Genomic DNA, 24,005 nt, shown 5'->3' with positions numbered 1-24,005 from the left:
CGCCCTTACTCCTCAACCTCCGCATCCAGGAGTTCCATATTCAGGCCGAGGCCACGGACTTCTTTAACCAGAACGTTGAACGATTCCGGTACGCCCGCCTCGAAGTTATCCTCGCCCTTGACGATCGACTCATAGACCTTGGTCCGGCCGGCGACGTCATCCGATTTCACGGTGAGCATCTCCTGCAGGGTGTAGGCGGCGCCGTAAGCTTCCAGAGCCCAGACCTCCATCTCACCAAAGCGCTGACCACCGAACTGCGCCTTGCCGCCCAGCGGCTGCTGGGTCACCAGGCTGTACGGCCCGGTCGAACGCGCGTGGATCTTGTCGTCCACCAGGTGGTGTAGTTTCAGCAGGTACTTGATGCCCACGGTCACCGGACGCGCGAACTGCTCGCCGGTGCGACCGTCGAACAGGATCGACTGACCGCTTTCCGAGAAACCGGCGCGGATCAGCGCGTCGTTGACGTCGGCCTCTTTGGCGCCGTCAAAGACCGGGGTTGCGATCGGAACGCCGCGGGTCACGTTGCTGGCCGCTTCGATCAGCTGATCCTCGTCCATGCCGCTGATGCCCTCTTCGTAGACATCCTCGCCATAGGCGTGTTTCATCGCGTCACGGACCGGCGTCAGGTCGCCCGAGCGGCGGTATTCCTGCAGCGCCTCGTCGATCTTCAGACCCAGACCGCGAGCGGCCCAACCCATGTGGGTTTCAAGGATCTGACCGACGTTCATACGCGACGGCACGCCCAGAGGGTTCAGACAGAAGTCTACCGGAGTACCATCCGCAAGGAACGGCATGTCCTCCATCGGCACGACCTTCGAGATCACACCCTTGTTCCCGTGACGGCCGGCCATCTTGTCGCCCGGCTGCAGCTTGCGCTTCACGGCGATGAAGACCTTGACCATCTTCATCACGCCCGGCGGCAGGTCGTCGCCACGGCGGACCTTCTCGACCTTGTCTTCGAAACGGGCATCCAGGGCGCGTTTCTGCACCTCGTACTGCTCGTTCAGAGCCTCGACGATCTGGGCGTCCTTCTCGTCTTCCAGCGCCAGCTGCCACCACTGACCGCGGGTCAGCGACTCGAGCAGCTCTTCGGTGATCTCCGAGCCCGCCTTGACGCCTTTCGGCCCCTTGACGGCGGTTTTGCCCAGGATCATCGACTTGAGACGCGCATAGATGTTGCGGTCGAGGATCGCCAGTTCGTCGTCCCGGTCACGGGCCAGACGTTCGACTTCCTCACGCTCGATCTGCAGCGCACGCTCGTCTTTCTCGACACCGTGACGGTTGAAGACGCGGACTTCGACGACCGTACCGTAATCGCCCGGTTTCACGCGCAGCGAGGTATCGCGCACGTCAGATGCCTTTTCACCAAAGATGGCGCGCAGCAGCTTTTCTTCCGGGGTCATCGGGCTTTCGCCCTTCGGAGTGATCTTGCCGACCAGAATATCGCCCGGCTCGACGTCCGCACCGATGTAAACGATGCCCGCCTCGTCGAGGTTGCGCAGCGCTTCTTCACCGACGTTCGGGATGTCGCGGGTGATCTCTTCCGGACCCAGCTTGGTGTCACGGGCGGCGACTTCGAATTCCTCGATATGGACCGAGGTAAAGACGTCGTCACGTGCGATACGTTCCGAGATCAGGATCGAGTCTTCGTAGTTGTAACCGTTCCACGGCATGAACGCGACGACTACGTTCTTGCCCAAAGCCAGTTCACCCATATCGGTCGACGGGCCATCAGCGATGACCTCGCCCTTCTGGACGGTGTCACCCACCTTGATCAGCGGACGCTGGTTGATGCAGGTGTTCTGGTTCGAACGCTGGAACTTGCGCAGACGATAGATGTCAACGCCGGCATCGCCCAGCTCCAGATCTTCGGTGGCCCGGATAACGATACGCTGGGCATCGACCTGGTCGATGATACCGGCGCGTTTAGCCTGGATCGCAGCACCCGAGTCGATCGCAACCTTTTCCTCGATGCCGGTGCCGACCAGCGGCGCCTCGGCCCGCAGCAGCGGAACCGCCTGACGTTGCATGTTCGAGCCCATCAGAGCCCGGTTGGCGTCGTCATTTTCAAGGAACGGAATCAGCGAGGCCGCAACCGAGACCAGCTGCTTCGGCGAAACGTCGATCAGGTCCACGTTCTCGCGCGGGGCAAGCGTGTAGTCACCGGCCTGACGGGTCGAGACCAGATCGTTGATGAACTTGCCATCCGTATCCAGGGTCGCGTTGGCCTGCGCCACGGTATGACGCATTTCCTCGGTCGCGGACATGTAGTGAACCTCATCGGTCACCTGCCCGCCTTTCACGACGCGATAGGGGGTTTCGATGAAACCGTACTTGTTCACGCGGGCAAAGGTGGCCAGCGAGTTGATCAGACCAATGTTCGGACCTTCAGGCGTTTCAATCGGGCACATCCGGCCATAGTGGGTCGGGTGCACGTCGCGCACCTCAAAGCCCGCACGCTCGCGCGTCAGACCACCCGGGCCAAGCGCCGACAGGCGGCGTTTGTGGGTGACTTCCGACAGCGGGTTGGTCTGGTCCATGAACTGCGACAGCTGCGAGCTGCCGAAGAATTCGCGGACTGCGGCCGCCGCCGGTTTCGCGTTGATCAGGTCCTGCGGCATGACGGTGTCGATCTCGACCGACGACATACGCTCTTTGATGGCGCGTTCCATGCGCAGCAGGCCGACGCGGTACTGGTTCTCCATCAGTTCGCCGACCGAGCGCACACGACGGTTGCCAAGGTGGTCGATGTCGTCCACGTCGCCCTTGCCGTCACGCAGCTCCACCAGTGCCTTGATGCAGGCCACGATGTCTTCGCGGCGCAGAGTCCGCAGGGTGTCCGGAGCGTCCAGGTTCAGGCGCATGTTCATCTTCACGCGGCCAACGGCCGACAGATCATAGCGCTCGCTGTCGAAGAACAGGGTGTCGAACAGAGCCGACGCGGCCTCGACGGTGGGCGGCTCGCCCGGACGCATGACGCGGTAGATGTCCATCAGCGCGCTTTCGCGGCCCATGTTCTTGTCCTGCGCCATGGTGTTGCGGATGTACGGACCGACGTTGATGTTGTCGATGTCCAGAACCGGAATATCGGTGATGCCGGCATCGATCAGCTCCTTCACGGTGCCGCCGATCAGCTCGCCATCCTTGTCATATTCCAGCGTCAGCTCATCACCGGCTTCGACATAGATCGCACCGGTTTCTTCATTGATGATGTCCTTGGCGACGAACTTGCCGACGATGTGGTCGAACGGCACCAGTAGGTCGGTGACCTTGCCCTCGTCAATCAGCTGCTTGACCGCGCGCGGGGTGACCTTCTTGCCGGCTTCGGCAATCACTTCACCGCTTTTTGCGTCGATCAGGTCATAGGTGGGACGGGTGCCGCGCACACGTTCGGGGAAGAACGGGGTGACCCAGCCCTTCTTCTTGTTCAGCTTGTAGGACACGGTGTCGTAATACGCGTCCATGATCGCTTCCTGGTCCAGGCCCAGGGCATAGAGCAGCGTGGTCACCGGCAGTTTGCGGCGACGGTCGATGCGTGCGTAGACGATGTCCTTGGCGTCGAACTCGAAGTCCAGCCAGCTGCCGCGGTACGGGATAATGCGGCAGGCAAACAGCAGCTTGCCCGAGGAGTGAGTCTTGCCCTTGTCGTGGTCGAAGAACACACCGGGCGACCGGTGCATCTGGGACACGATCACACGCTCGGTGCCGTTCACGATGAAGGTGCCGTTCGGTGTCATCAGGGGCATGTCGCCCATGAACACGTCCTGTTCCTTGATGTCCTTGACCGATTTGGCCCCGGTGTCTTCGTCGACATCAAACACGATCAGGCGCAGGGTGACCTTCAGCGGCGCGCTGTAGGTCATGTCACGCTGCATGCACTCTTCAACGTCGTATTTCGGTTTTTCCAGCTCGTATTTCACGAATTCCAGCACGGAAGTTTCGTTGAAATCCTTGATCGGAAAGACCGATTGGAACACGCCGTTGATACCTTCGCCGTCGGTCGGCTGATCGGCATCGCCAGAGCGCAGGAATAGATCATAGGAGGATTTCTGGACCTCGATGAGGTTCGGCATTTCCAGGACTTCGCGGATTTTGCCGTAGTATTTCCGAAGACGTTTCTGGCCAAGGAACGATTGAGCCATGTCAGATGTCACCTTTCGATGTTCTCAGCGGGCAAAAACACCGTCGGGCCCCGGCGCCTTGCACATACGAGACGACACGTCCGGATCAATTCGTGGCCACCGTCCCGAATGGTAGCCTCCCGATCCGCGAACCGCGTCTTAGAAAACGCCCCAGCACATGAGGCCCTTTCTAAGACAGGTTCGGCTGGACCCGGATTTCTCCGGGCCCAGCCAAATTCCACGGCGCATCCGCGATGCACCGAAAGACAGGCTTAGGCCAGCTCGACCTCGGCGCCAGCTGCTTCCAGCTTGCCCTTGATCTCTTCGGCTTCTGCCTTGTCCACGCCTTCTTTGATCTTGCCGCCGGCTTCGACCAGTTCCTTGGCTTCTTTCAGGCCCAGGCCGGTGATGCCGCGAACTTCTTTGATGACGTTGATTTTCGAAGCGCCGGCGTTCTTCAGAACGACGTCGAATTCGGTTTTCTCTTCCTCAGCTGCACCGCCGGCATCGCCAGCTGCGCCTGCGACCATGACGGCGCCGCCAGCTGCGGGCTCGATGCCGTACTCGTCCTTGAGGATGGTTTTCAGTTCTTGTGCTTCCAGCAGGGTCAGACCAACGATCTCTTCTGCCAGTTTCTTCAGATCAGCCATTGTATCAGCTCTTTCCGTTTACAGTGTGTGTTCCAACGTCAGGGCATGTGCCCCACGCAGATCATTCAGTGCCAACCGCTTACGCAGCTTCCGCCTTCTCTTCGATGGTGGAAAGGATGCTTGCGATGTTGCTTGCAGGTGCGCCAATTGCACCGGCGATGTTCGAAGCAGGCGCGCCGATGCAGCCCACGATCGAAGCAATAAGCTCTTCACGCGACGGCATTTTCGACACGGCTGTGACACCAGCCCGGTCCAGAGCGTTCTCGCCCATTGCACCGCCAAGGATCTCGAACTTCTGGTTCTCCTTGGCGAAGTCCTCGGCCACCTTGGCTGCTGCCACGGGGTCCTCGGAATAGGTCAGAACAGTCATACCCGTCAGCAGGTCAGCAATGCTCGCACATGGCTTACCGTCGAGGGCGATTTTGGCGAGCCTGTTCTTGGCAACACGCACGGAGCCGCCCGCGTCACGAGCACGTGCGCGAAGGTCCTGCATCTCGGCAACTGTCAGACCGGCGTAGTGAGCAACCACTACGACGCCAGAGCTTTCGAAGATTTGGCCGAGTTCCTCGACCACTTTCTCTTTCTGGGCTCTATCCACAGTTCTCTCCAAGTTAGGGGCGATGTTTCACCCCGGCTCATATTTGCCGAGGGCTGCGCCCCGGCGTTCAGGTCCGTTGTTACGGGATTGGCCAAAATGCGCCCGAGGGTCAGGACCCTCGAAATTCTTTGGTCTTACCCGTCTCAGGCAGGGAATTAAGGGGCCGGAAGGACCCACCCACCGTCTTGGACGAAACGAAATAAAGCGCACGACGAATCGCACGCTTTATTCCGCAGCCCTCTTTAGGGCAGATGGCCGGGGTTTCCAAGGGGTAAATTGCCCGAACCCCAAGCCGGTAGACAATGACCGCAAACCCGAACAGGATCAACGGATGATCAAGTTGAAATCCATTTCCAAGCCGCAATTCCTGTTTCGTCAGATTTCTCGCCAATTATGGGTTCGTACCAGCCTGATCGCCGCTCTCGCCGTGGTCAGCGCGGGGATTGGCACCTACCTCGGCGGCTTCGTCCCCGACTTTCTCGCACAACGGCTGAGCACCGAGGCCGTGGCAAAGATCCTCGGCATTCTGGCGTCGTCCATGCTGGCGGTGACGACCTTTTCTCTGTCGATCATGGTCGCGGCACAGCGATGGGCGTCGAACCAGTCCTCTCCGCGCGCCCAGCAGGTGATCGAAGAAGACAGTGTCTCGCAAAACGTGCTGGCCACGTTTCTCGGCGCATTCATCTTCGCGCTCGTATCGTTGATCCTTGTCGAAACCGGGGTCTATACCCAGCAGTCCATCGCCGTTGCGCTTGCGTTCACCTTGGTGGTGATCTTTTTGGTGACACTGGCGCTCTTGCTCTGGATCGACCAATTGCCCAGCTATGGCAGCATCTCCGAAACGGCGCGCAAGATAGAAAAGAACGCCAAGGACACCATGACCCGAGCCATAGAACTGCCGTGCCTCGGCGCCATTCCGTATCAAGCCGCCGCGGATGTTCCGCAAACCGGTCACGACGTGCGGGCCAGTTCGACAGGGAACGTGCGCCACGTGGATGTCGGCATGCTGCATTCCTGCGCCGAAGAGAACGACTGCGAGATCTGGATCATGGCGCTGCCGGGGCAGTTCGTGACCGAAGGCCAACCCCTGGCCAGAGCGACCCGGAAAATGGATGGTGAAACCATCCGGGAAGCCTTCGTGATCGGGACCGAGCGCAGCTTCAATCAAGACCCCCGCTTTGGCATTCAAACCCTGTCCGAAATCGCGCAGCGCGCGCTCTCACCGGGTATCAACGACCCGATGACTGCAATTCAGATGGTCGAGAGGTTGCTGCGGGTTCTCCTCCCACTTGGCTCGCGGCCCACCCAGCCCGCCGACCCGCAATTCCCGAGAATCCATGCCCCGGAGATCGCGATCGACACGTTCCTACGTGACGCTTATGCGGCCATTTCCCGGGATGCCGGTGACAAGGTCGAAGTCCACGAGGCCATTCTCAGCGCGCTGACCCGACTAACGCAGACTCAAGACGGTGCAATGACAACCGCGGCCCACGCGGCTGCGAACCAGGCATTGACCGTTGCCGAGCGCGACCTCAGGCTGGAGTCCGACAAGGCACGCGTGCGCGAAATACCCAATCAGGTCACAGTCGAACCTGCTATCTGAGAGCAAAAGAAAACCCCGGGCAGCATGACCGCCCGGGGTTCGAATTTCCGAAAGAACGTTTCGGCTTATTCGCCCGAAGCTTGCGCCACATCCACGGTCACGCCGGGGCCCATGGTCGAGCTCAGCGCGATTTTCTTCATATAGGTGCCCTTGGCGCCCGACGGCTTCGCCTTGGCAACGGCCGAGATGAAGGCGCGGACGTTTTCCGCCAGCTTGGCTTCGTCGAACGACGCCTTGCCGACGCCTGCGTGTACGACACCACCTTTTTCCGCCTTGAACTGGACTTCACCACCCTTGGCTGCTTCCACGGCCGCTTTCACGTCCATGGTCACGGTGCCGACCTTGGGGTTCGGCATCAGGTTGCGGGGGCCCAGAACCTTACCCAGACGACCGACGATCGGCATCATGTCCGGGGTTGCGATGCAACGATCAAAGTCGATGTTGCCGGCCTGGATGCTTTCCATCAGGTCCTCGGCGCCGACGATGTCCGCACCAGCTTCTTTCGCCTCATCAGCCTTGGGGCCGCGCGCGAAGACAGCAACGCGCATGTCCTTGCCGGTGCCGTTCGGCAGACCGACGACGCCGCGCACCATCTGGTCTGCGTGACGGGTGTCAACGCCCAGGTTCATGGCGATTTCGATGGTTTCGTCAAACTTCGACGTTGCGTTGGCCTTGACCAGTGCAACTGCCTCTTCGACCGACAGGTTTTCCTTGCCGGCGACGGCTTCGCGCGCTGCGCGGGTACGTTTACCGAGTTTTGCCATCTTACTTCACCTCGATGCCCATGGAACGGGCCGAGCCCAGGATGATCTTCATTGCGCCTTCGACGTCGTTGGCGTTCAGATCCTTCATTTTGGCTTCGGCGATCTCGCGCACCTGCTTGGTGGTCACGGTTGCCACGGTCTCACGGCCGGGGTTCTCCGCGCCACGGGGGCGGTTACGCTTGCCGACCGGCTTCAGACCGGCCGCCTTCTTCAGGTAGTAAGACGCGGGCGGCGTCTTGATGTCCATGGTGAAGGACTTGTCCTGATAGTAGGTGATCACGGTCGGGCACGGAGCGCCGGGCTCCATGTCTGCGGTTTTGGCGTTGAACGCCTTGCAGAATTCCATGATGTTGATGCCGCGCTGACCCAGCGCCGGGCCAACTGGCGGCGACGGGTTCGCCTGACCTGCAGGAACCTGCAGCTTCATCGTACCAGCAAGCTTCTTGGCCATTTGGTTTTCCTTTCAACGTGAATGGGACGCGTCCCATCCGGTTTTATGTTGCGTGGTCCGATCCGGAATCGCGATCCCTGCGATCTCCCACGAGAGAATCTCGCCCGAAGACGATAGGGGCGGCGTTTACAGGGGAACGAATGGGTTGGCAAGAGCATGCCACTGAAAACCGGATGGCTGGCGAAGCCGCCTTCCCAAGGCGTTCGTCGGCATGCAGGCTCCGCCCCCGCTATCGATCGGCAGACGCCTCCGGCTGAACGGCGCGCTGGTAGAGATGCCAAGTAGTATGCCCAAGGATCGGCAACGTAAAGACAAGCCCCAGAAACGCCGGCACCAGCGACAACAGCATAGTGACCGAGATGATGGCCGCCCAGCCAAGCATGACCACAGGACTTTCAGCGACAACACGGAGCGATGTAAGCATGGCCGTTACGAAATCGGTGTCGCGATCCAGCAGCAAGGGCATGGCAACAACAGTCACCGAAAACAGAACGGCGGACAGAAACGCGCCGACGCAGGTGCCAACTGCCAGGAAAGCCCAGCCTTGGGGGGTAAAGAACACGGTGTTCAGGAAACCGTCGAAATCCGAAAACGAGGCATTCTGCAGGATGATCGCCAACCAAAGCCGAACCTGGTAGATCCATACCCAGAAAACGAACAGCGTAACGAAGGCCATCCAGCCCATCTCCCGCTTACGCTGATTGGCCATGACCGTCAGTATTTCCGACCAGCCAAAATCCTCTCCGGCCTGAAGTCGACGCGACATCTCATAGAGGCCTGCAGCGGCGAAAGGGGCGACCAGCGGAAATCCCACGACGGCGGGAATGATCATCCAAATCTTGCCAAGCCAGACCAGGCTCCAGACCAGCAGAAACCCGAAAACGGCATAGAACAGTCCGAAAAATCCGCTCATTATGGGACGCGCCAGAAAGTCGGAAAACCCGGCCTTCAGCGAGTCGGTGATGTCGGCGGCGGTGACCGTGTTGACCACAGGGATCGTCCGCTGAGGCGGGGTCAGCTCGTCGGGTGGCGTGGGGCCTGCAGCCTTGGATGTCATGACAGAGTCCTCCCAAAGCATCACTGCGCGCAAATCCTCTGGCCCACGAGCCCGGCTGCGCAACGGTCATACCTGTACCAAGCACAAGTGTGCATCAGGCAAGGAGTTAGGGCAAGCGGCCAAGGCTGTGGCGTAACCTTACCGGCAACCACCAGAAACAGTTGCGCCGCCTGTTACGGCGGCGCGTTCGATTTCTGCACGATCAGTTCCTGCAGGAAAGATCAGCTCTGCTTGGTGACCTGCGTAAAGTCCAGCTCGACCGGAGTTTCGCGCCCGAAGATCGAGACGGTAACCTTCAGCTTCTGGTTCTCGTCGTCCACGCCCTCGACCATACCGTCGAAATCCTCGAACGGGCCGTCGTTGACTTTGACCTTCTCGCCAACCTCGAAGCTGATCATCAGCTTGGGTGCTTCTTCACCTTCCTGAACACGGTTGAGAATCTGGTTCACCTCGGCGTCGCGCATCGGCATCGGGCGGCCCTGCGGACCCAGGAAACCGGTGACCCGGTTGATCGAGTTGATCAGGTGATAGCCCTGATCCGACATTTCCATGTGCACCAGAACGTAGCCGGGCATGAAACGGCGTTCAGTCGTGACCTTCTTGCCCCGGCGCACCTCGATGACCTCTTCGGTGGGAACCAGAACCTCGTCGATCTCGTCCTCAAGGCCGTGCTCGGCCACCGACGTGCGGATCTGCTCTGCGATCTTCTTTTCGAAATTCGAAAGAACGCTGACCGAGTACCACCGTTTCGCCATGAACCTGTCGTCCTTGTTTGCCTTTGGCGCGCCGCGTCGGGCGGACGCACCTGAATTGAAATTTTGTCGCGGTCCGGCCGCGTGTTCCGGAATAAAAAGCGGCGCGCAGTCCGAATCGCCGCACGCCCATCCCGAAAGGTCCCGCGTCAACTACTCTGACATTGCCTGCTGTGCAAGGGGGCAGTGCCGGTCGGGCGCCCGAAGCGGGCGCGTCTCGGTGCGATCCGACGGGACCCGGCAGTCGGCTTTAGCTGAACATACCCAGGATCAGTTGCAGACCGCCGCGAATGCCCAGATCCACCAGAGCAAAGAACACGGCAGTCAGAGCCGCCATGATGAACACCATGACCGTGGTCAGCAGAACCTCGCGCCGCGTCGGCCAGACGACCTTTGCAACTTCGGCACGGACTTGCTGAATGAACTGGATCGGGTTTGTGGTGGCCATTAGGCTTGGTCTCTCTGCTAGCGGATGGGCCGGACATAGCCGGGCATTGAGGCAATTTCAAGGGCCGTCGGCATCACGATTGCACCCGGTCAGGACTTGGGGCGATCATCCCACTCGTTGCTCAGAATCCGTCGGGCATCGCCTTCGGGGTCGTCATATTGGTTGCTGCGGACCGTGTAGATGAACGCCACCAGCCCAACACCGCCCAACAGCAGCGAAATCGGTATCAAATAGGCCAGAACTTCCATAAGGATCACCTCAGGCGCAGAGCGTTCAGGGATACGGTAATCGACGATGTGGACATCGCCAAGGCCGCGATCAAGGGCGTCGCAAGGCCGGCAACGGCCAAAGGCACCGCGATGACATTGTAGATCGTCGCAATCTGAAAATTCTCGCGGATGCGCTTCGTCGCCCGGACAGCAGTATGGCAGGCATCGGCGATCGGCGACAGGTCATTGCCCAGCAGGACGATGTCCGAAGCCACGCGGGCCGCATCCAGTGCCGATGCCGGAGAGATCGACGCATGGGCCGCCGCCAGCGCGGCTGTGTCGTTCAACCCGTCACCGACCATCAAAACCCGGCGGCCTTGGTCTGCCAGCTTCTGAATGTGTCGCGCCTTGTCCTGCGGCAGCGCCCGCGCGATCCAAGTCTCGATCCCCAGCTTCTCGGCCAGAGCTTTCACGGCGTTGGTCGTGTCCCCGGACATGAGGATGACGTCCTTGCCCGCATCGCGCAAAGCCGCGACCGCATCGGAAGCGCCGGGGCGCAATGAGTCTGCAAAGCGGAATTCGACCGGGCGATCGTCCCCGACCGCCAACCAGGCCGCGGTGTGATCACCTTCCGTCGCGCCCACCCATTCGGCTCGGCCCAGCCGCACGAGTTGCCCCTGAAACTGGCCCTCGGTCCCGTGACCGGGAATTTCGGTGACGTTTTCAACCTCGGCCGGGGTATACCCCTCGGCCCGAGCGGCCCGGGTCAGGGCGACCGCCAGCGGATGCGCCGAAGCCTGTGCCAAGGCCAGAGCGATCTCGATCTCACGGCATGTGTGTTCGCCACCGTTGACCAGTTGGGGCGCGCCTGATGTGAGCGTTCCGGTCTTGTCGAACACCACGGTGTCGACTTCGGCCAACCGCTCTAACGCCGTGGCGTCCTTGATCAGCATCCCCTTGCGGAACAGCCGCCCTGAGGCTGCGGTGGTGACCGCAGGAACCGCCAACCCCAAAGCACAGGGGCAGGTGATGATCAGCACAGCGGCGGCGATGTTCAGCGCTGTGCGCAGATCGCCAGAATAGATGTACCAGCCAACGAAACTGAGTGCGGACAGGATATGAACCCCTGGGGCATACAGCTTGGCCGCCTTGTCCGCCAAGGACGTATAGCGCGACCGCCCGGATTCCGCGATGGCCACAAGATCTGCCATGCGGTGCAGCGAAGTCTCTTCGCCCACCGCCGTTGCCTGAATGGTCAGCGGCCCGGTCAGGTTGACCTCACCCGCGCTGACTTGCGTGCCCGGCTGGGCAAATACCGGCAGGGTTTCACCGGTCAGCAACGACCGATCCAACTCGGATTCACCGGTCACGATCTTGCCGTCCACCGGCATCCGCCCCCCTGGTCGCACCAGGATCAGGTCACCGACGGCCAGTTCGGCAACAGCGACCTCGCGCTCGGCCCCGTCAACAAGGCGGGTGGCGCGCGGCACCTCGAGGGCTGTCAGCTCTTCGGCGGCGGAGCGGGCCGCGGCACGGGTGCGGTAATCCAGATAGCGCCCCGCCAGCAGAAAGAACGTCAGCGTCAAAGCCGCATCGAAATAGGCGTGCTCACCGCTCAGCGCCGTTTCCCAAAGCGAAGTGACCAAGGCCAGCAGGATTGCCAGAACGATCGGCACGTCCATGTTCAGGCGGCGAACACGCAGCGCGCTCCACGCGTTGGCAAAAAACGGTTGGGCCGAGAACGCAATGGCCGGGAGGGCGATGGCCGCCGATATCCAGTGAAACATGTCGCGCGTCGCGTCAGTGGCGCCGGACCAGACGGACACTGACAGCAGCATCACGTTCATCGATGCAAAGCCGGCGACCGCGAGCCGCATCAAAAGGTCTCGTCCGGCCTTGTCTGATTGCGTGGCTGACAGGGCACCCGGATCCAGCTCATGCGCCTCGTACCCGGCCCGATCGAGGACCGGGATCAGGTCCGTTGCCCGAACCTCGGGGCCTGCCTTGATCAGAGCGCGCTTGAGCGTCAGGTTGACCCGCGCGTCCTGTACGCCGGGGTGCGCGTTCAACGCACGTTCGACATTGGCAATACAGGCCGAGCAATGAATGCCCGGCAGTGACAGCGCGATCTGAACGTCGACCGGAACCGGCCTGGCCGGTTCCGCCGGAGCCGCGATGCAGCCCGGACAGGCTGCGGTCCCGGATGTCACCTGCGACGACATCAGCCTAACCCTTGATGTACAACGGAATGCGCCGACTGAATTCCGCGCCGTCCGCATCGCGCGCGACGATACGGACATTCCAGTTGCCTTTTCCAAGTATCGCCGGGGTGGAATACGCCACACCGTCAAAGGTGAAGTCCGGTGAAAAATCCTCGCGCATATGAGTCGCGCGGCCGACCACGGCCTGCAGTTCGGCCACCCGCACAGGCACGCCTTGCGCATCCGTGATGCGAAGGATCAGCAGGCCGCCCTTGGTTTCCACGTCTGCATCCCAGCCCAGAGACTGCTGCTCCTGCAGCTTTTCATTGAACTCCTGACTGGCAACGTAGGAGTTCTTGACCTCGAGCCCGGGAAATGTCGCGACTGCTTTGTATGCCAGAACCAGATTGACGGCGATGATGACCCCGAAGGCCCCGACAAAAACCGCAAGAGCGTGCTTTCCCGTGAATTTGCGCTCGGCCATGGTTCAGTTCCCCCGCCCGTTGAACGTGGTGTCCTTGTAGGCGCGCTCGCCGCTTTGCAGGTCTTCGACCCAGATCCGTACCGGTGTCGTTTCCGCCGATGCGGGCGCTGTATCTTTCGCGGCGACGATGTAGACCCGGGTCAACTGCGCCGTGTCCGCAGTTACGTTTACCGTATCCAGGTCTGTTCCTTCAATCTGAACCTGCAGGCTTGGGTCACCGACCAGAGACAGTTTGAACAGGCGGTCTTCGCCATGTTTGTTCCGCAACCGCACGTCGTAGGTGTTGCGGATCGAACCGTCGGACATGGTCACGAATGTCGGATTGCGCACCGGCGCCACCGTCAGATCGATATCCGACCGGATGAACAACGCAAACAGCAGGCCAAAACCAACCAGCGACCAAAGCGCGGTATACATGATCGTCCGGGGCCGCAGGATGTGTTTCCACACGTTCTTGGGAGGCTGGCCTGCGCGTTCACGCGTTTCGTCGCTGAGCGCCATATAGTCGATCAGACCGCGCGGCTTGCCGATCTTGGCCATCATGTCGTCGCAGGCATCGATGCACAGCGCGCAGGTTATGCACTCCAGCTGTTGGCCATCACGGATGTCGATCCCGACCGGGCAGACATTGACGCAGGCCATGCAATCGATGCAGTCGCCCAGTTCAGAGTCGGCCGTCCGTTTGCCCTTGCCGCGCGGCTCGCCCCGCCATTCTCGGTAGCCAACCACCAGCGTGTCCTCGTCCATCATCGCCGCCTGAATTCGCGGCCACGGACAGGCATAGATGCAGATCTGCTCGCGCGCGAACCCGCCGAAGAAAAAGGTCGTGCCGGTCAGAACCAGCATGGTGGTATAGGCGATCGGATGAGCGTTGCCGGTCACAAGATCCCGCGCAAGGGTCGGCGCATCCGCGAAATAGAACACCCAGGCCCCGCCGGTCGCCAGACCGATCAGGAACCAGACCACCCATTTGGTCAATCGCAGGCGAGCCTTGCGGAAATCCAGCTTCTTCTGACGATGAAGGCGCAGGCGGGCGTTTCGATCGCCCTCGATCCAGCGCTCGACCAGAATGAAAAGGTCGGTCCAAACCGTCTGTGGGCAGGCATAGCCGCACCACACTCGGCCCAAGGCCGACGTAAACAGGAACAGGCCCAAGCCGGCCATGATCAGCAGACCGGCTACAAAATAGAATTCGTGTGGCCAGATCTCGATCCAGAAGAAGTAAAAGCGGCGGTTCGCAAGATCCAGCAGCACCGCCTGATCCGGAAGGCTGGGCCCCCGATCCCACCGGATCCACGGCGTCACATAATAGATGCCAAGCGTGACGGCCATTATGATCCATTTGAGGTTCCGAAACTTGCCGGAAACGCGCCGTGGAAAGATCGGTTCCCTTGCGGCGTAAAGGCTGGGGGCTGGGGTGTGATCGCTCACGGCATGGCTCCGGATCTTGCTGTTTGTCGGGCGACTTGTTCCAGATCATACACCGGACAACTTTGACATGGGTCAAAAGCGCATCGCGCAGACACCTTTTGTCACACCTGGTTCGCTTGGCGTTTCAGCCATCCGACGAACGTCTTCACCGCCTTTCTCTGCGGCGTTTGCGCGGTCACGATGTGGTAGCCTCGGGCGTCAGGTGCGACATGAAGTTCAACTAGTCTTCCGGCCACGATATCACGTTCGACGAAATGTCGCACCGTCACCGTGACCCCCTGCCCCGCGCGCACGCCCTCAAGGACCAGATTGCCCGGCAGACTGGTCCGTCCGGCGCCGGGGTCCATAGCCGCCCCATGTTGTGCCAGCCATGTGCTGGCTTCGGTCGTGCCCACCTCTTCCAGCCACGGCAAACGGGCCAGATCAGCCGGCGACCACTCGGACCTGGACCCTAAGAGACTGGGCGCGGCAACGATGACCATCGGGGTTTTCAACAACATCTCGGACCGGACGCCCGGCCAACCGCCTGCCCCGTATCGAATCGCGACATCCACCCCGCCGGGTCGCAGATCGACCAGTTCCGGTGACGGATCCAAGGTCAGATCGATCCCCGGGTGATCCGACCGGAAAATCGGCAACCGCGGCATCAGCCACGAAGCCGCAAATGAGGAGGTCAGCGAAACGTGTACCGGCCGATCCTCGCCCGCGTTCACCAGGTCCGAGACCGCCGCATGGATGGCGCCAAACCCCAGCTGAACGCTGCGCGCCAGGTGTTCGCCATCCGACGTCAGGACCAGCGTCTTGCCCGACCGGTCCAACAGGGTCACGCCCATATGCGCCTCAAGCGCGCGCAACTGCTGGCTTATGGCGGCATGACTTACATTCAACGCATCGCCAGCTTTGACGATATTTCTGTGCTCGGCAAATGCAGCGAAAGCCCGTAGCGCCGATAGTGGCGGAAGGTTCAGCCAGTCCATATGTAACCTCTGCTTACATTTGAACACGGTAATTGAGTCGCAAATATCCGGTCAAGAGCCGATGCTGGAACCCGAGTTCATCGCATCAGGAGAAAGACCATGCTGAACATCTACGCTGCTTCCTTCATGACCGCCACGCGGCTGAACGCCCCCAAGCTGCGCGACGCGCCCAAACCGAATGCGCCAAAAAGGAAAAAATGGCTGCCCGCCGGACACTGGTGGGTCAGCAAGAGCCGCGAGTTGGATCCGCGCAACCTTTAGGATCAGTTTGCGTGCCCGCGCTGGACCGGGGCCATTGTCGGCACTATTTTCGGAAAATGCGGTGCCGGCTGTTCAGGAAACGCGCGAACAGATGGAACAGCCGGCACCTGGGCCTTCGGGCGGCACGCCGCCCGAAGGTGTTCTCGGATCTTATTGACCGCCACCCAACTGGTGGACATAGGCCGACACGGCGCGGATCTGCGCCTCGGTCAGACGCGTGTCCCAGGGGGGCATGACGCCAAACCGGCTGTAGGTCACCGTTTCGGTCAGCGTTTTCTCATCGCCGCCATACAGCCAGATCGCATCCGTCAGGTTCGGTGCGCCCTGCGCGATATCGCCCTTGCCGTCTTCACCGTGACAGGCTGCGCAATTGTCCTCGTAGACAACCTTGCCCGCCTGCGCCGCAGCATCGTCGGTTTGGGCGTTGGTCAGCGACATCACATATTGCACGACCTGGGTGATTTCCTCGGGCTCGAGGATCTCGCCGAACGCCGGCATTTCGGAGTAGCGCGCGTCGTCGCTTTCTTCGTTGCGAATGCCGTAGCTGACCGTTGTGACGATGTCATCCAAGGTACCGCCCCACAGCCAGGCGTCGTCCAGAAGGTTCGGGAAACCCTTTGCGCCCTGCGCGCCCGAACCGTGGCACTGAGCGCACCAGGTGCGGAACACGGCACCACCGGCGTTGACCGCATATTGCTGCAGCTCGGCATCCTTGGCGATATCATCCAGCGGTGTCTCGACCAGCTTGGCGTTCCACGGAGCGTTGGCCTCTTCGAACGAAACCATTTCCTTCTGCACCAGCTCGCGCGAGGACCAGCCAAGCACACCGGCGGTTGCAGATTGCACCAGCGGCCACGCCGGATACATGATCGTGTAGATCACACCCCAGAAGATGGTCGCGTAGAAGGTCCACAACCACCAACGCGGCATCGGGTTGTCGAATTCCTCGATGCCATCCCAGCTGTGACCGGTCGTCTTGGGATCACCCGGCTGTTTTTCAGGTGTCTTGCTCATTTCCGCGCCTCCTCGGATGTGGCGGGTTTGTCTTGATGCCGGAACGGGATGTTTGCGGTGTCCTTGTATTCCTTGCTGGCACCGGGGCGGAACACCCAGATGACGATGCCGACAAAGAAGGCGAACAACAGAAGCAGCATCCAGCTATCCGCGAATTGCCTCAGGATCGTGTATTCTTCCATCACACCCTCCTTTAGCGGCTTGCATCCGGGGTGAAGGTCGAGAAGTCGACCAGCGTTCCCAGCATCTGCAGATATGCAACCAACGCATCGGCTTCGGTCAGTTCCGGCTGACCATCGAAGTTGCGCACGTTGACGTTTTCGCCATAACGCTCCAGCAGCCCGTCATAGTCGCTGTCCGGATCGGCCTGCGCCCGGAAATCGGCAACTGCGTTTTCCAGCATCTCGTCTGTGTAAGGCGTGCCCAAAACCGCATTGGTGGCCATGATGTCACCGATATACCGGCCGTCGATCTTGCGGTTTTCCAGAAAGCCGTATTTCGGCATCACGGACTCCGGCACCACCGATTGCGGATCACGCAGATGGTCCACGTGCCATTGATCCGAGTAGCGGCCACCCACACGGGCCAGATCAGGCCCGGTGCGTTTGGACCCCCACTGGAACGGGTGGTCGTACATCGACTCGGCCGCCAGCGAGTAGTGGCCATAGCGCTCGACCTCGTCCCGCATCGGGCGGATCATCTGACTGTGGCAGACATAGCAGCCTTCGCGGATGTAGATCTCACGCCCCGCCATCTCGAGAGGGGTGTAAGGGCGCATGCCCTCCACCTTCTCGATTGTGTTCTCAAGGTAGAACAGCGGGGTGATCTGAACGATGCCACCGATGGTCACGACCAGGAAGCTGAAGATCAGCAGGAGGGTCGCGTTGGTCTCGAGGATCTTGTGTTTGTCGAGAAATGCCATTGCTCCGGCCCTCCTTATTCAGCCGGGACCGCGACGGTCAGGCTGGCCTCTTTGGCCGGAGCCCACCGGACGGTCATCCACAGGTTGTAGCACATGATCAGCGCACCAGCGACGAACAGAACACCGCCCAGCGCACGCACCACATACATTGGGAACTTGGCCGCCACGGTGTCGGCGAACGAGTTCACCAGGAAGCCGTTGGCATCCACTTCGCGCCACATCAGGCCTTCCATGATACCGGTGACCCACATCGACGCGGCGTAGAGCACGATACCGATGGTGGCGAGCCAGAAGTGCCAGCTGACCATCTGCAGCGAGTACAGACGCTCGCGCTTCCAAAGAACCGGCACCAGGAAGTACAGCGCACCAAATGTGATCATGCCGTTCCAGCCCAGCGCGCCGGAATGCACGTGACCAATGGTCCAGTCGGTGTAGTGCGACAGCGAGTTCACCGCGCGGATCGACATCATCGGACCTTCGAAGGTGGACATGCCGTAGAAGCCGACCGAGATCACCATCATGCGGATGACCGGGTCGGTACGCAGCTTGTCCCAAGCGCCAGACAGGGTCATTAGGCCGTTGATCATGCCACCCCACGAAGGCATCCACAGCACGACCGAGAACACCATGCCCAGCGTCGAGGCCCAGTCAGGCAGCGCGGTGTAGTGCAGGTGGTGCGGACCAGCCCAGATATACAGGAAGATCAGCGCCCAGAAGTGGATGATCGACAGTTTGTAGCTGAAGACCGGGCGTTCGGCCTGCTTGGGAATGAAGTAATACATCATGCCCAGGAAGCCCGCGGTCAGGAAGAAGCCCACGGCGTTGTGCCCATACCACCACTGGATCATGGCATCCTGAACGCCCGACCAGACGATGACCGATTTCGAACCCCAGATGCTGACCGGAATGGTCATGTTGTTGACCAGGTGCAGCATCGCGACGGTGACGATGAACGCCAGGTAGAACCAGTTCGCCACATAGATGTGGGGCTCTTTCCGCTTGACGATCGTCCCCAGGAACACGGCCAGATAGGCCACCCAGACGATGGTCAGCCACAGGTCCACATACCATTCAGGCTCGGCATATTCCTTGGACTGGGTTCCGCCCAGCACATAGCCGGTCGCGGCGAGAACGATGAACAGCTGATAGCCCCAGAACACGAACCAGGCCAGGTTTCCACCCCACAGACGCGCGGCGCTTGTGCGCTGTACGACGTAGAAGGATGTGGCGATAAGGGCGTTGCCGCCGAACGCGAAAATGACCGCTGATGTATGCAGCGGGCGCAACCGGCCAAAGTTCAGAAGCCCCTGCGCCCATTCGAAGTTCAGCACCGGAAAGGCCAGCTGGAACGCGATGAAGGTTCCCACCAGGAAGCCTACGACACCCCAAAAGGCGGTTGCGATCACGCCATAGCGGATCACGCCATCCATGTACTCACCCGAACGATCGACAAGAATATCCGGCTCATCCGTGTTTCGCAGCGTCCAGATGAACAGGCCACCGGCGATGAGCATCACCAGTATCGCGTGCACCTGATACGCCAAATCCCGCGCATAGTTGGATCCGATCGCTGCGAACAGCACGACCAGACCAAGCGCGATCAGCTTGATGTAATTCGACATATTGCGTCCCTTTGCCATGCTCCGGGCGATTCTTGTGCCGCATAGAGCTTTCGTTGACTGGTTGCTGTATGATCCATGCACAACCAATGCTGCTTTGATCTGCATCAAGACAATAGCCTGAAAACTGTGACAGGCATAAGCAAATGAATGGGTTACCTGGTCGCACAGGTTTCAGAACCCGAAACACGAGGTCGAAATGGCTTATAAATCTCTTCTCACCGTCATGACGGAAACCAAGTTTGCCAAGCCGGCTCTGGCCCAGTTGGTCGCCTTGGCCGAAGCGCAGGACGGCCATGCCGAAGCGCTGTGCCTCGGTGTCGACCGTAGCCAGACCGGCTACTACTACGCGGGCGCAAACGCCCTGATCCTTCAGGAAACCTTGAAGCGTGCAAATGCCGAGGCCGATGAAGTGCTTGCCTTTGCCGAGGATTTCCTGGGCAAGTCGGGCGTACGCTGGTCCGCTGAAAACGGCGTGGCGCAGATCGCCGACCTGGGTCGGCACGTCGCGCATCGGGCCCGTTTCTCGGACCTTGTCGTTCTGCCGCAGCCCTATGGCAAAGATCGCGGCGCCGAGGCCGAACCGATCATCGAGGCCGCCATGTTCGAGGGTCACGCCCCGGTTCTGGTGGTCCCGGATGACGCGAAACCATTCGCCAGCCCTCGGACAGTGCTGATCGGCTGGAATGAGAGTGTCGAGGCGATGAATGCCATTCGGCGCGCGCTGCCGTTCCTGCGGGCGGCCGAACTGACCCGGATCGTTGTGATCGATCCGCCGCGTCACGGCCCTGATCGCTCGGATCCGGGCGGTATGCTGTCGCAAATGCTGTCCCGCCATGGCGTGAAATGCGAAATCGACGTGCTGAGCAAGACGATGACGCGTGTGTCCGACATTCTGAACCGTCACGCCGCAGACGTCGAAGCCGACATGATCGTGATGGGCGCCTATGGTCACTCGCGGTTCCGCGAGGCCATTCTGGGCGGTGCGACCCGGAACATGTTGGAACAGTCCTCGGTTCCGGTTTTCCTGGCCCACTGAACTGCGGGCATGGCAAAAGGAATATCCGCCCCAGACGGGGCGGTTATTTCGTCAGACCTTTTTGACCAAACCGATCAGGAACAGAAGGATGACGGCTCCGATCGTTGCAAAGAAAATCGACGACACCATACCGCCGCCGACGGAAAACCCGAGTGCGGGAAAAATCGTTCCGGCGAGAAAAGCGCCAACGATCCCGACGATGATGTTCCCGATCACGCCAAAGCCGCGGCCCTTCATGATCCTGCCCGACAACCAGCCCGCGATCGCGCCGATGATCAGCATTGCCAATAGGCTACTGAATTCCATGCCTTGCTCCTGAATATTGTTTCACGCAAAGGCATTAGAACACGGCCGGGCCGTTGGGTCACGCACGAACGTAGTGCATCCCCTGGAACCCGGATCGCAGATCCCGCACCTTGGGCGCGACCGATGCGGGATCATCCGCAGACAGCGCCTCGGCGAACAGGGCCACAAGTTCGCTGGCATGTTCGGGCGTCACGCCCCGCCGGACCAATTCGGGCGTTCCGATCCGCAATCCGTTCATGTCACCCGCAACCGGGGCGATCGGCAAACCGATACCACATGCCAGGAACCCAGCCCGCCGCAGGTGTTTTGACACCGCCTGCCCGCCCCCATAGTCGGCGGCCTTCAGCGCGAATTGGTGCGAGGTGGTGGCTCCACCAGCCCCTTTGAACACTGGCAATCCCTGATCTTCCATCTTGCTGGCCATTGCCTGCGCAAGATCGATCATCGCTTGTCCATAGGCCGGCCCGAAGTCGACCCAGTCCAGCAACGAGATTGCCAGAGCCGCCGATTTCGCGGCATCGAAATTGGCCGTCATTCCGGGAAATGCAATGGCGTCCAGCCGTTCGGCAATTTCGGCGTCGTTGGTGACGATCAGCCCACCCGCCGGGCCGCCCAGGCTTTTGTAGGTGCTCATCGTCATCAGATGCGCGCCTTCATCCAACGGATTCGCCCAAGCCCCGCTGGCGATGATCCCGCATTGGTGGGCCGCATCGAACAGAACCTTGGCCCCGATTTCGTCGGCAATTTCGCGCACGGCCGACACAGGATGCGGAAACAGGTTCAGCGAGCCACCGACGGTGATCAACCGGGGCCGGTGCGTTCTGGCCATGTCGCGCAGAGCGGCCAGATCCAGACTGTACCCGTCCGCATCCACTGGTGAATTGACCGTTTGCAGACCATAAAGCCCTGCGCAGCCACCCTCATGGTGGGTGACATGCCCGCCGATCGCGGCCGGAGGCGCGATGATCGTATCGCCCGGCCGTGTCAGAGCCATGAAGCCATACAGATTGGCCAAGGCGCCGGATGCCACTCGGATTTCGGCGTATCGCGCGTTGAACACGCGGGCCGCAAGCTCGGCCGCGATCACCTCGATCTCCTCGATGGCCTCGAGACCCATCTCGTATTTGTCGCCCGGATAGCCCAAAGATGGACGACTGCCCAGACCCGCGGCCAGTGCTGCCTCGGCCCTTGGATTCATGACATTTGTCGCCGGATTCAGATTGAAACACTCGGCATCATGAATATCCGAGTTTCGCGCTATCAGCGCGTCGATCCGAGCCTCGATCGCCTCCGAGTTGCTGTCGGCAACCTTCCGGGCGATGGTCTGAACAAGGTTTTCGCAGTGGCCCGGGACCCAGGCACGGTGAGCAAGGTGCTGCATCTGATCCTCCGTCTTTGCGGCCAACGATGCAAAGATCCTGACTTGCGCGCAAATCAGTTTTGCGAAAAATTAGGGTCAGAAAAATTGAGCCTAAATCCATGCCCGTTGCTCCACCGCGCCCCAAACCCCTACCTCTGAACGCGCTGCGTGCGTTCGAGGCCGCAGCCCGCCTGGGCGGATTCTCGGCGGCGGCTACGGAACTTGGCGTCAGCGCCGGCGCGGTATCAGCCCATGTCAAAACGTTGGAAGACGAACTGGGTGCGCCCCTTTTCGAGCGCACCGCAAGAGGCGTTGCCCTGACCGCGCTGGGACAGAAGGCGTTGCCGGACCTGACCAAGGCCTTCGACACTTTGGGACAAGCCACATTGTCCATGCGCGCCCAGGCACAGCCGCAAGTGGTGCACATCGTGACGCTGCCCTCGATTGCACAGCTGTGGCTGTCGCCAAGGTTGCCCGAACTTCGAGCCGCAGAGCCCGAGATCGAAGTTTCACTCACGGCCGAGGAAACCCCGCCCAACCTCAAGCGCGCGCCCTTCGACATCTACCTGTTTTTCGGCGGAGACTTGGGGGACCCCATCGCCGAAGACGCCATCTTTCCGGTTTGCGCGCCGGCCTTGGCGCATCGCCTGACTACGCCCGAGGACTTGGCGAATGTGACCTGCCTGTCCGATTCGACCTGGTTCGACGATTGGCAAACATGGGTGGCGGCGGCGCGACCCGGATGGGCGTTCACACCCCGCGGGCCGGTCTTCTCTTTGTACGCGCTGGCGGTCGAAGAAGCGCTGAACGGTGCGGGTGTGTTGATGGGACACAAAGCGCTGGTCCAGCCGCATCTGGACAGCGGTCGACTGGTGGCTCCGTTCGAAACGACGGTCACTCTTCCCGACCGGCTCAAGCTGTGGTCGCCACGTGCCGTCCGACCGCAGACACCGGTCGGGCGCGTCGTCGGGTGGCTCAGAAAAACCGCTTAGACCAGAAATCCACCGTCCGAATCATCCCCGGCCTCTTCCATCAGGCGGCCGATATCCGGAACGGTCACGTGGCGCTTGCCCTGCAGCAGGATCACTTCATCCTTTTTCAGCGCAGATATCTGACGGCTGACGGTCTCGAGCGTCAGACCAAGGTAGTCGGCCATCGCCTCGCGGGTCAGCGGCAGGTCAAAGACGATGGGGCCAGATGAACCCTTCTGGCTGGCAGACGCATCCCGGCGCGCGATAATCGACAGCAGGCTGGCGATCTTCTCTCGCGCGGTCTTGCGGCCAAGAACCAGCATCCATTCACGCGCCGCGTCCAACTCGTCCAACGTCATCTGCAGCAAGCGGTGGGCAATATGCGGTGTGCGGCCCATGAGGTCCTCGAACGGTTTCTTGCGGAAACAGCACATGACCACGTCAGTGGTCGCTTGCACGTCATAAGGCGCCGAGTCGCGCCCCGGCCGCCCTACGAAGTCGCTGGGCAGCAGCAGGCCCACCATCTGGGTGCGCCCGTCCTCCATGGTTTGGGTCAGAGACGCGATCCCGGACACGACCGAGCCCACGAAATTCATCTGATCGCCCGACCAGATGATCGTCTGACCGGCCTCGAAGCTGCGGTAATACTTGATCTCTTCCAACGCGACCAACTCGTCCGCATCGCAGCGCGCGCAGACGGCTCGATGCCGAATTGGGCAATCTTCGCAATTGGAGTGGTCAACGAGGGTATTCAGAGTCATGCGCGC

The 24,005-nt window shown here is 60.8% G+C and carries 24 protein-coding genes; 4 read left to right on the top strand and 20 right to left on the bottom strand.

Features of this window, described 5'->3' with window-relative positions:
- Positions 1-5: 5 nt before the first annotated feature.
- The 3 genes from rpoB to rplJ all read right to left on the bottom strand — a co-directional run bounded on the left by rpoB (position 6) and on the right by rplJ (position 5,369).
- Positions 6-4,142, bottom strand: coding sequence for a DNA-directed RNA polymerase subunit beta (gene rpoB / locus ACR0JC_RS13065; RefSeq protein ID WP_170341436.1), 4,137 nt, complete (start codon positions 4,140-4,142; stop codon positions 6-8).
- Between the two features lie 251 nt (positions 4,143-4,393).
- The gene (gene rplL, locus ACR0JC_RS13060; protein ID WP_093964343.1) at positions 4,394-4,771 is read right to left on the bottom strand and encodes a 50S ribosomal protein L7/L12; all 378 of its coding nucleotides are present in this window, start codon (positions 4,769-4,771) and stop codon (positions 4,394-4,396) included.
- A gap of 79 nt (positions 4,772-4,850) precedes the next feature.
- Entirely contained in the window at positions 4,851-5,369 is a 519-nt protein-coding gene (gene rplJ / locus ACR0JC_RS13055; RefSeq protein WP_093964423.1) for a 50S ribosomal protein L10, read from the bottom strand.
- A gap of 331 nt (positions 5,370-5,700) precedes the next feature.
- On the opposite strand from rplJ, the gene ACR0JC_RS13050 reads away from it, so the two are divergent.
- On the top strand, positions 5,701-6,972 hold the full coding sequence (locus ACR0JC_RS13050) for a DUF2254 domain-containing protein (protein WP_170342414.1): 1,272 nt from the start codon (positions 5,701-5,703) through the stop codon (positions 6,970-6,972).
- 65 nt (positions 6,973-7,037) lie between these two features.
- Here the strand turns inward: ACR0JC_RS13050 and rplA are convergent, their stop codons facing one another.
- The 10 genes from rplA to ACR0JC_RS13000 form a co-directional block, all read right to left on the bottom strand.
- On the bottom strand, positions 7,038-7,736 hold the full coding sequence (gene rplA, locus ACR0JC_RS13045) for a 50S ribosomal protein L1 (protein WP_093964341.1): 699 nt from the start codon (positions 7,734-7,736) through the stop codon (positions 7,038-7,040).
- A 1-nt stretch (position 7,737) separates the two neighbouring features.
- Positions 7,738-8,187 carry a 50S ribosomal protein L11 gene (gene rplK / locus ACR0JC_RS13040; protein ID WP_093964340.1) on the bottom strand — a complete coding sequence of 150 codons (450 nt, stop codon included), beginning with the start codon at positions 8,185-8,187 and terminating at the stop codon, positions 7,738-7,740.
- A gap of 229 nt (positions 8,188-8,416) precedes the next feature.
- Positions 8,417-9,244 (bottom strand): DUF2189 domain-containing protein, encoded by an 828-nt coding sequence (locus ACR0JC_RS13035; protein ID WP_170342412.1) that lies wholly within the window; start codon positions 9,242-9,244, stop codon positions 8,417-8,419.
- Between the two features lie 221 nt (positions 9,245-9,465).
- Complete coding sequence (gene nusG, locus ACR0JC_RS13030; protein WP_093964422.1) at positions 9,466-9,999, bottom strand: transcription termination/antitermination protein NusG; 534 nt, start codon at positions 9,997-9,999, stop codon at positions 9,466-9,468.
- A 247-nt stretch (positions 10,000-10,246) separates the two neighbouring features.
- Positions 10,247-10,444, bottom strand: coding sequence for a preprotein translocase subunit SecE (secE, locus tag ACR0JC_RS13025; protein WP_093964338.1), 198 nt, complete (start codon positions 10,442-10,444; stop codon positions 10,247-10,249).
- 89 nt (positions 10,445-10,533) lie between these two features.
- Entirely contained in the window at positions 10,534-10,692 is a 159-nt protein-coding gene (ccoS, locus tag ACR0JC_RS13020; RefSeq protein ID WP_093964337.1) for a cbb3-type cytochrome oxidase assembly protein CcoS, read from the bottom strand.
- A gap of 5 nt (positions 10,693-10,697) precedes the next feature.
- A complete protein-coding gene (locus ACR0JC_RS13015; protein WP_170342410.1) occupies positions 10,698-12,875 on the bottom strand; it encodes a heavy metal translocating P-type ATPase in 2,178 nt (725 codons plus the stop codon).
- A 4-nt stretch (positions 12,876-12,879) separates the two neighbouring features.
- On the bottom strand, positions 12,880-13,338 hold the full coding sequence (locus ACR0JC_RS13010; RefSeq protein ID WP_170342408.1) for a FixH family protein: 459 nt from the start codon (positions 13,336-13,338) through the stop codon (positions 12,880-12,882).
- A 3-nt stretch (positions 13,339-13,341) separates the two neighbouring features.
- Positions 13,342-14,769, bottom strand: a complete 1,428-nt coding sequence (ccoG, locus tag ACR0JC_RS13005; protein WP_170342405.1) for a cytochrome c oxidase accessory protein CcoG — start codon at positions 14,767-14,769, stop codon at positions 13,342-13,344.
- Between the two features lie 101 nt (positions 14,770-14,870).
- Entirely contained in the window at positions 14,871-15,746 is an 876-nt protein-coding gene (locus tag ACR0JC_RS13000) for a LysR family transcriptional regulator (protein ID WP_170342403.1), read from the bottom strand.
- A gap of 99 nt (positions 15,747-15,845) precedes the next feature.
- Between ACR0JC_RS13000 and ACR0JC_RS12995 the strand changes: the two genes are divergently transcribed.
- Positions 15,846-16,007 (top strand): hypothetical protein, encoded by a 162-nt coding sequence (locus ACR0JC_RS12995; protein WP_170342401.1) that lies wholly within the window; start codon positions 15,846-15,848, stop codon positions 16,005-16,007.
- 150 nt (positions 16,008-16,157) lie between these two features.
- Here ACR0JC_RS12995 and ccoP read toward each other — a convergent pair whose 3' ends face one another.
- From ccoP to ccoN, 4 genes are read right to left on the bottom strand one after another with little or no spacing between them, the layout of a single operon-like run.
- Positions 16,158-17,021 carry a cytochrome-c oxidase, cbb3-type subunit III gene (gene ccoP, locus ACR0JC_RS12990; protein ID WP_170342399.1) on the bottom strand — a complete coding sequence of 288 codons (864 nt, stop codon included), beginning with the start codon at positions 17,019-17,021 and terminating at the stop codon, positions 16,158-16,160.
- The gene (locus tag ACR0JC_RS12985) at positions 17,018-17,203 is read right to left on the bottom strand and encodes a cbb3-type cytochrome c oxidase subunit 3 (RefSeq protein WP_093964331.1); all 186 of its coding nucleotides are present in this window, start codon (positions 17,201-17,203) and stop codon (positions 17,018-17,020) included. Before ACR0JC_RS12985 ends, ccoP begins: the two co-directional genes overlap by 4 nt.
- Before the next feature lie 11 nt (positions 17,204-17,214).
- Positions 17,215-17,943 carry a cytochrome-c oxidase, cbb3-type subunit II gene (ccoO, locus tag ACR0JC_RS12980; protein WP_170342397.1) on the bottom strand — a complete coding sequence of 243 codons (729 nt, stop codon included), beginning with the start codon at positions 17,941-17,943 and terminating at the stop codon, positions 17,215-17,217.
- A 14-nt stretch (positions 17,944-17,957) separates the two neighbouring features.
- On the bottom strand, positions 17,958-19,565 hold the full coding sequence (gene ccoN / locus ACR0JC_RS12975) for a cytochrome-c oxidase, cbb3-type subunit I (protein ID WP_170342395.1): 1,608 nt from the start codon (positions 19,563-19,565) through the stop codon (positions 17,958-17,960).
- 196 nt (positions 19,566-19,761) lie between these two features.
- On the opposite strand from ccoN, the gene ACR0JC_RS12970 reads away from it, so the two are divergent.
- The gene (locus ACR0JC_RS12970; protein ID WP_170342393.1) at positions 19,762-20,601 is read left to right on the top strand and encodes a universal stress protein; all 840 of its coding nucleotides are present in this window, start codon (positions 19,762-19,764) and stop codon (positions 20,599-20,601) included.
- Positions 20,602-20,652: 51 nt separating this feature from the next.
- On the opposite strand, the gene ACR0JC_RS12965 is transcribed toward ACR0JC_RS12970, so the two are convergent.
- Both ACR0JC_RS12965 and ACR0JC_RS12960 read right to left on the bottom strand, forming a co-directional pair.
- Positions 20,653-20,907: a GlsB/YeaQ/YmgE family stress response membrane protein gene (locus ACR0JC_RS12965; protein WP_093964328.1), complete on the bottom strand. Its 255-nt coding sequence runs from the start codon at positions 20,905-20,907 to the stop codon at positions 20,653-20,655.
- A 58-nt stretch (positions 20,908-20,965) separates the two neighbouring features.
- Positions 20,966-22,288 (bottom strand): serine hydroxymethyltransferase, encoded by a 1,323-nt coding sequence (locus tag ACR0JC_RS12960; RefSeq protein ID WP_170342391.1) that lies wholly within the window; start codon positions 22,286-22,288, stop codon positions 20,966-20,968.
- A 98-nt stretch (positions 22,289-22,386) separates the two neighbouring features.
- On the opposite strand from ACR0JC_RS12960, the gene ACR0JC_RS12955 reads away from it, so the two are divergent.
- Positions 22,387-23,259 carry a LysR family transcriptional regulator gene (locus ACR0JC_RS12955; protein ID WP_170342389.1) on the top strand — a complete coding sequence of 291 codons (873 nt, stop codon included), beginning with the start codon at positions 22,387-22,389 and terminating at the stop codon, positions 23,257-23,259.
- Here the strand turns inward: ACR0JC_RS12955 and fnrL are convergent.
- Complete coding sequence (gene fnrL, locus ACR0JC_RS12950; protein ID WP_170341416.1) at positions 23,256-23,999, bottom strand: transcriptional regulator FnrL; 744 nt, start codon at positions 23,997-23,999, stop codon at positions 23,256-23,258. The two genes, ACR0JC_RS12955 and fnrL, sit on opposite strands and share 4 nt — an antisense overlap.
- Between the last annotated feature and the right edge of the window lie 6 nt (positions 24,000-24,005).

Source organism: Ruegeria sp. CH5, assembly GCF_056537025.1.
This window is presented reverse-complemented; position numbering and strand designations above follow the sequence as displayed.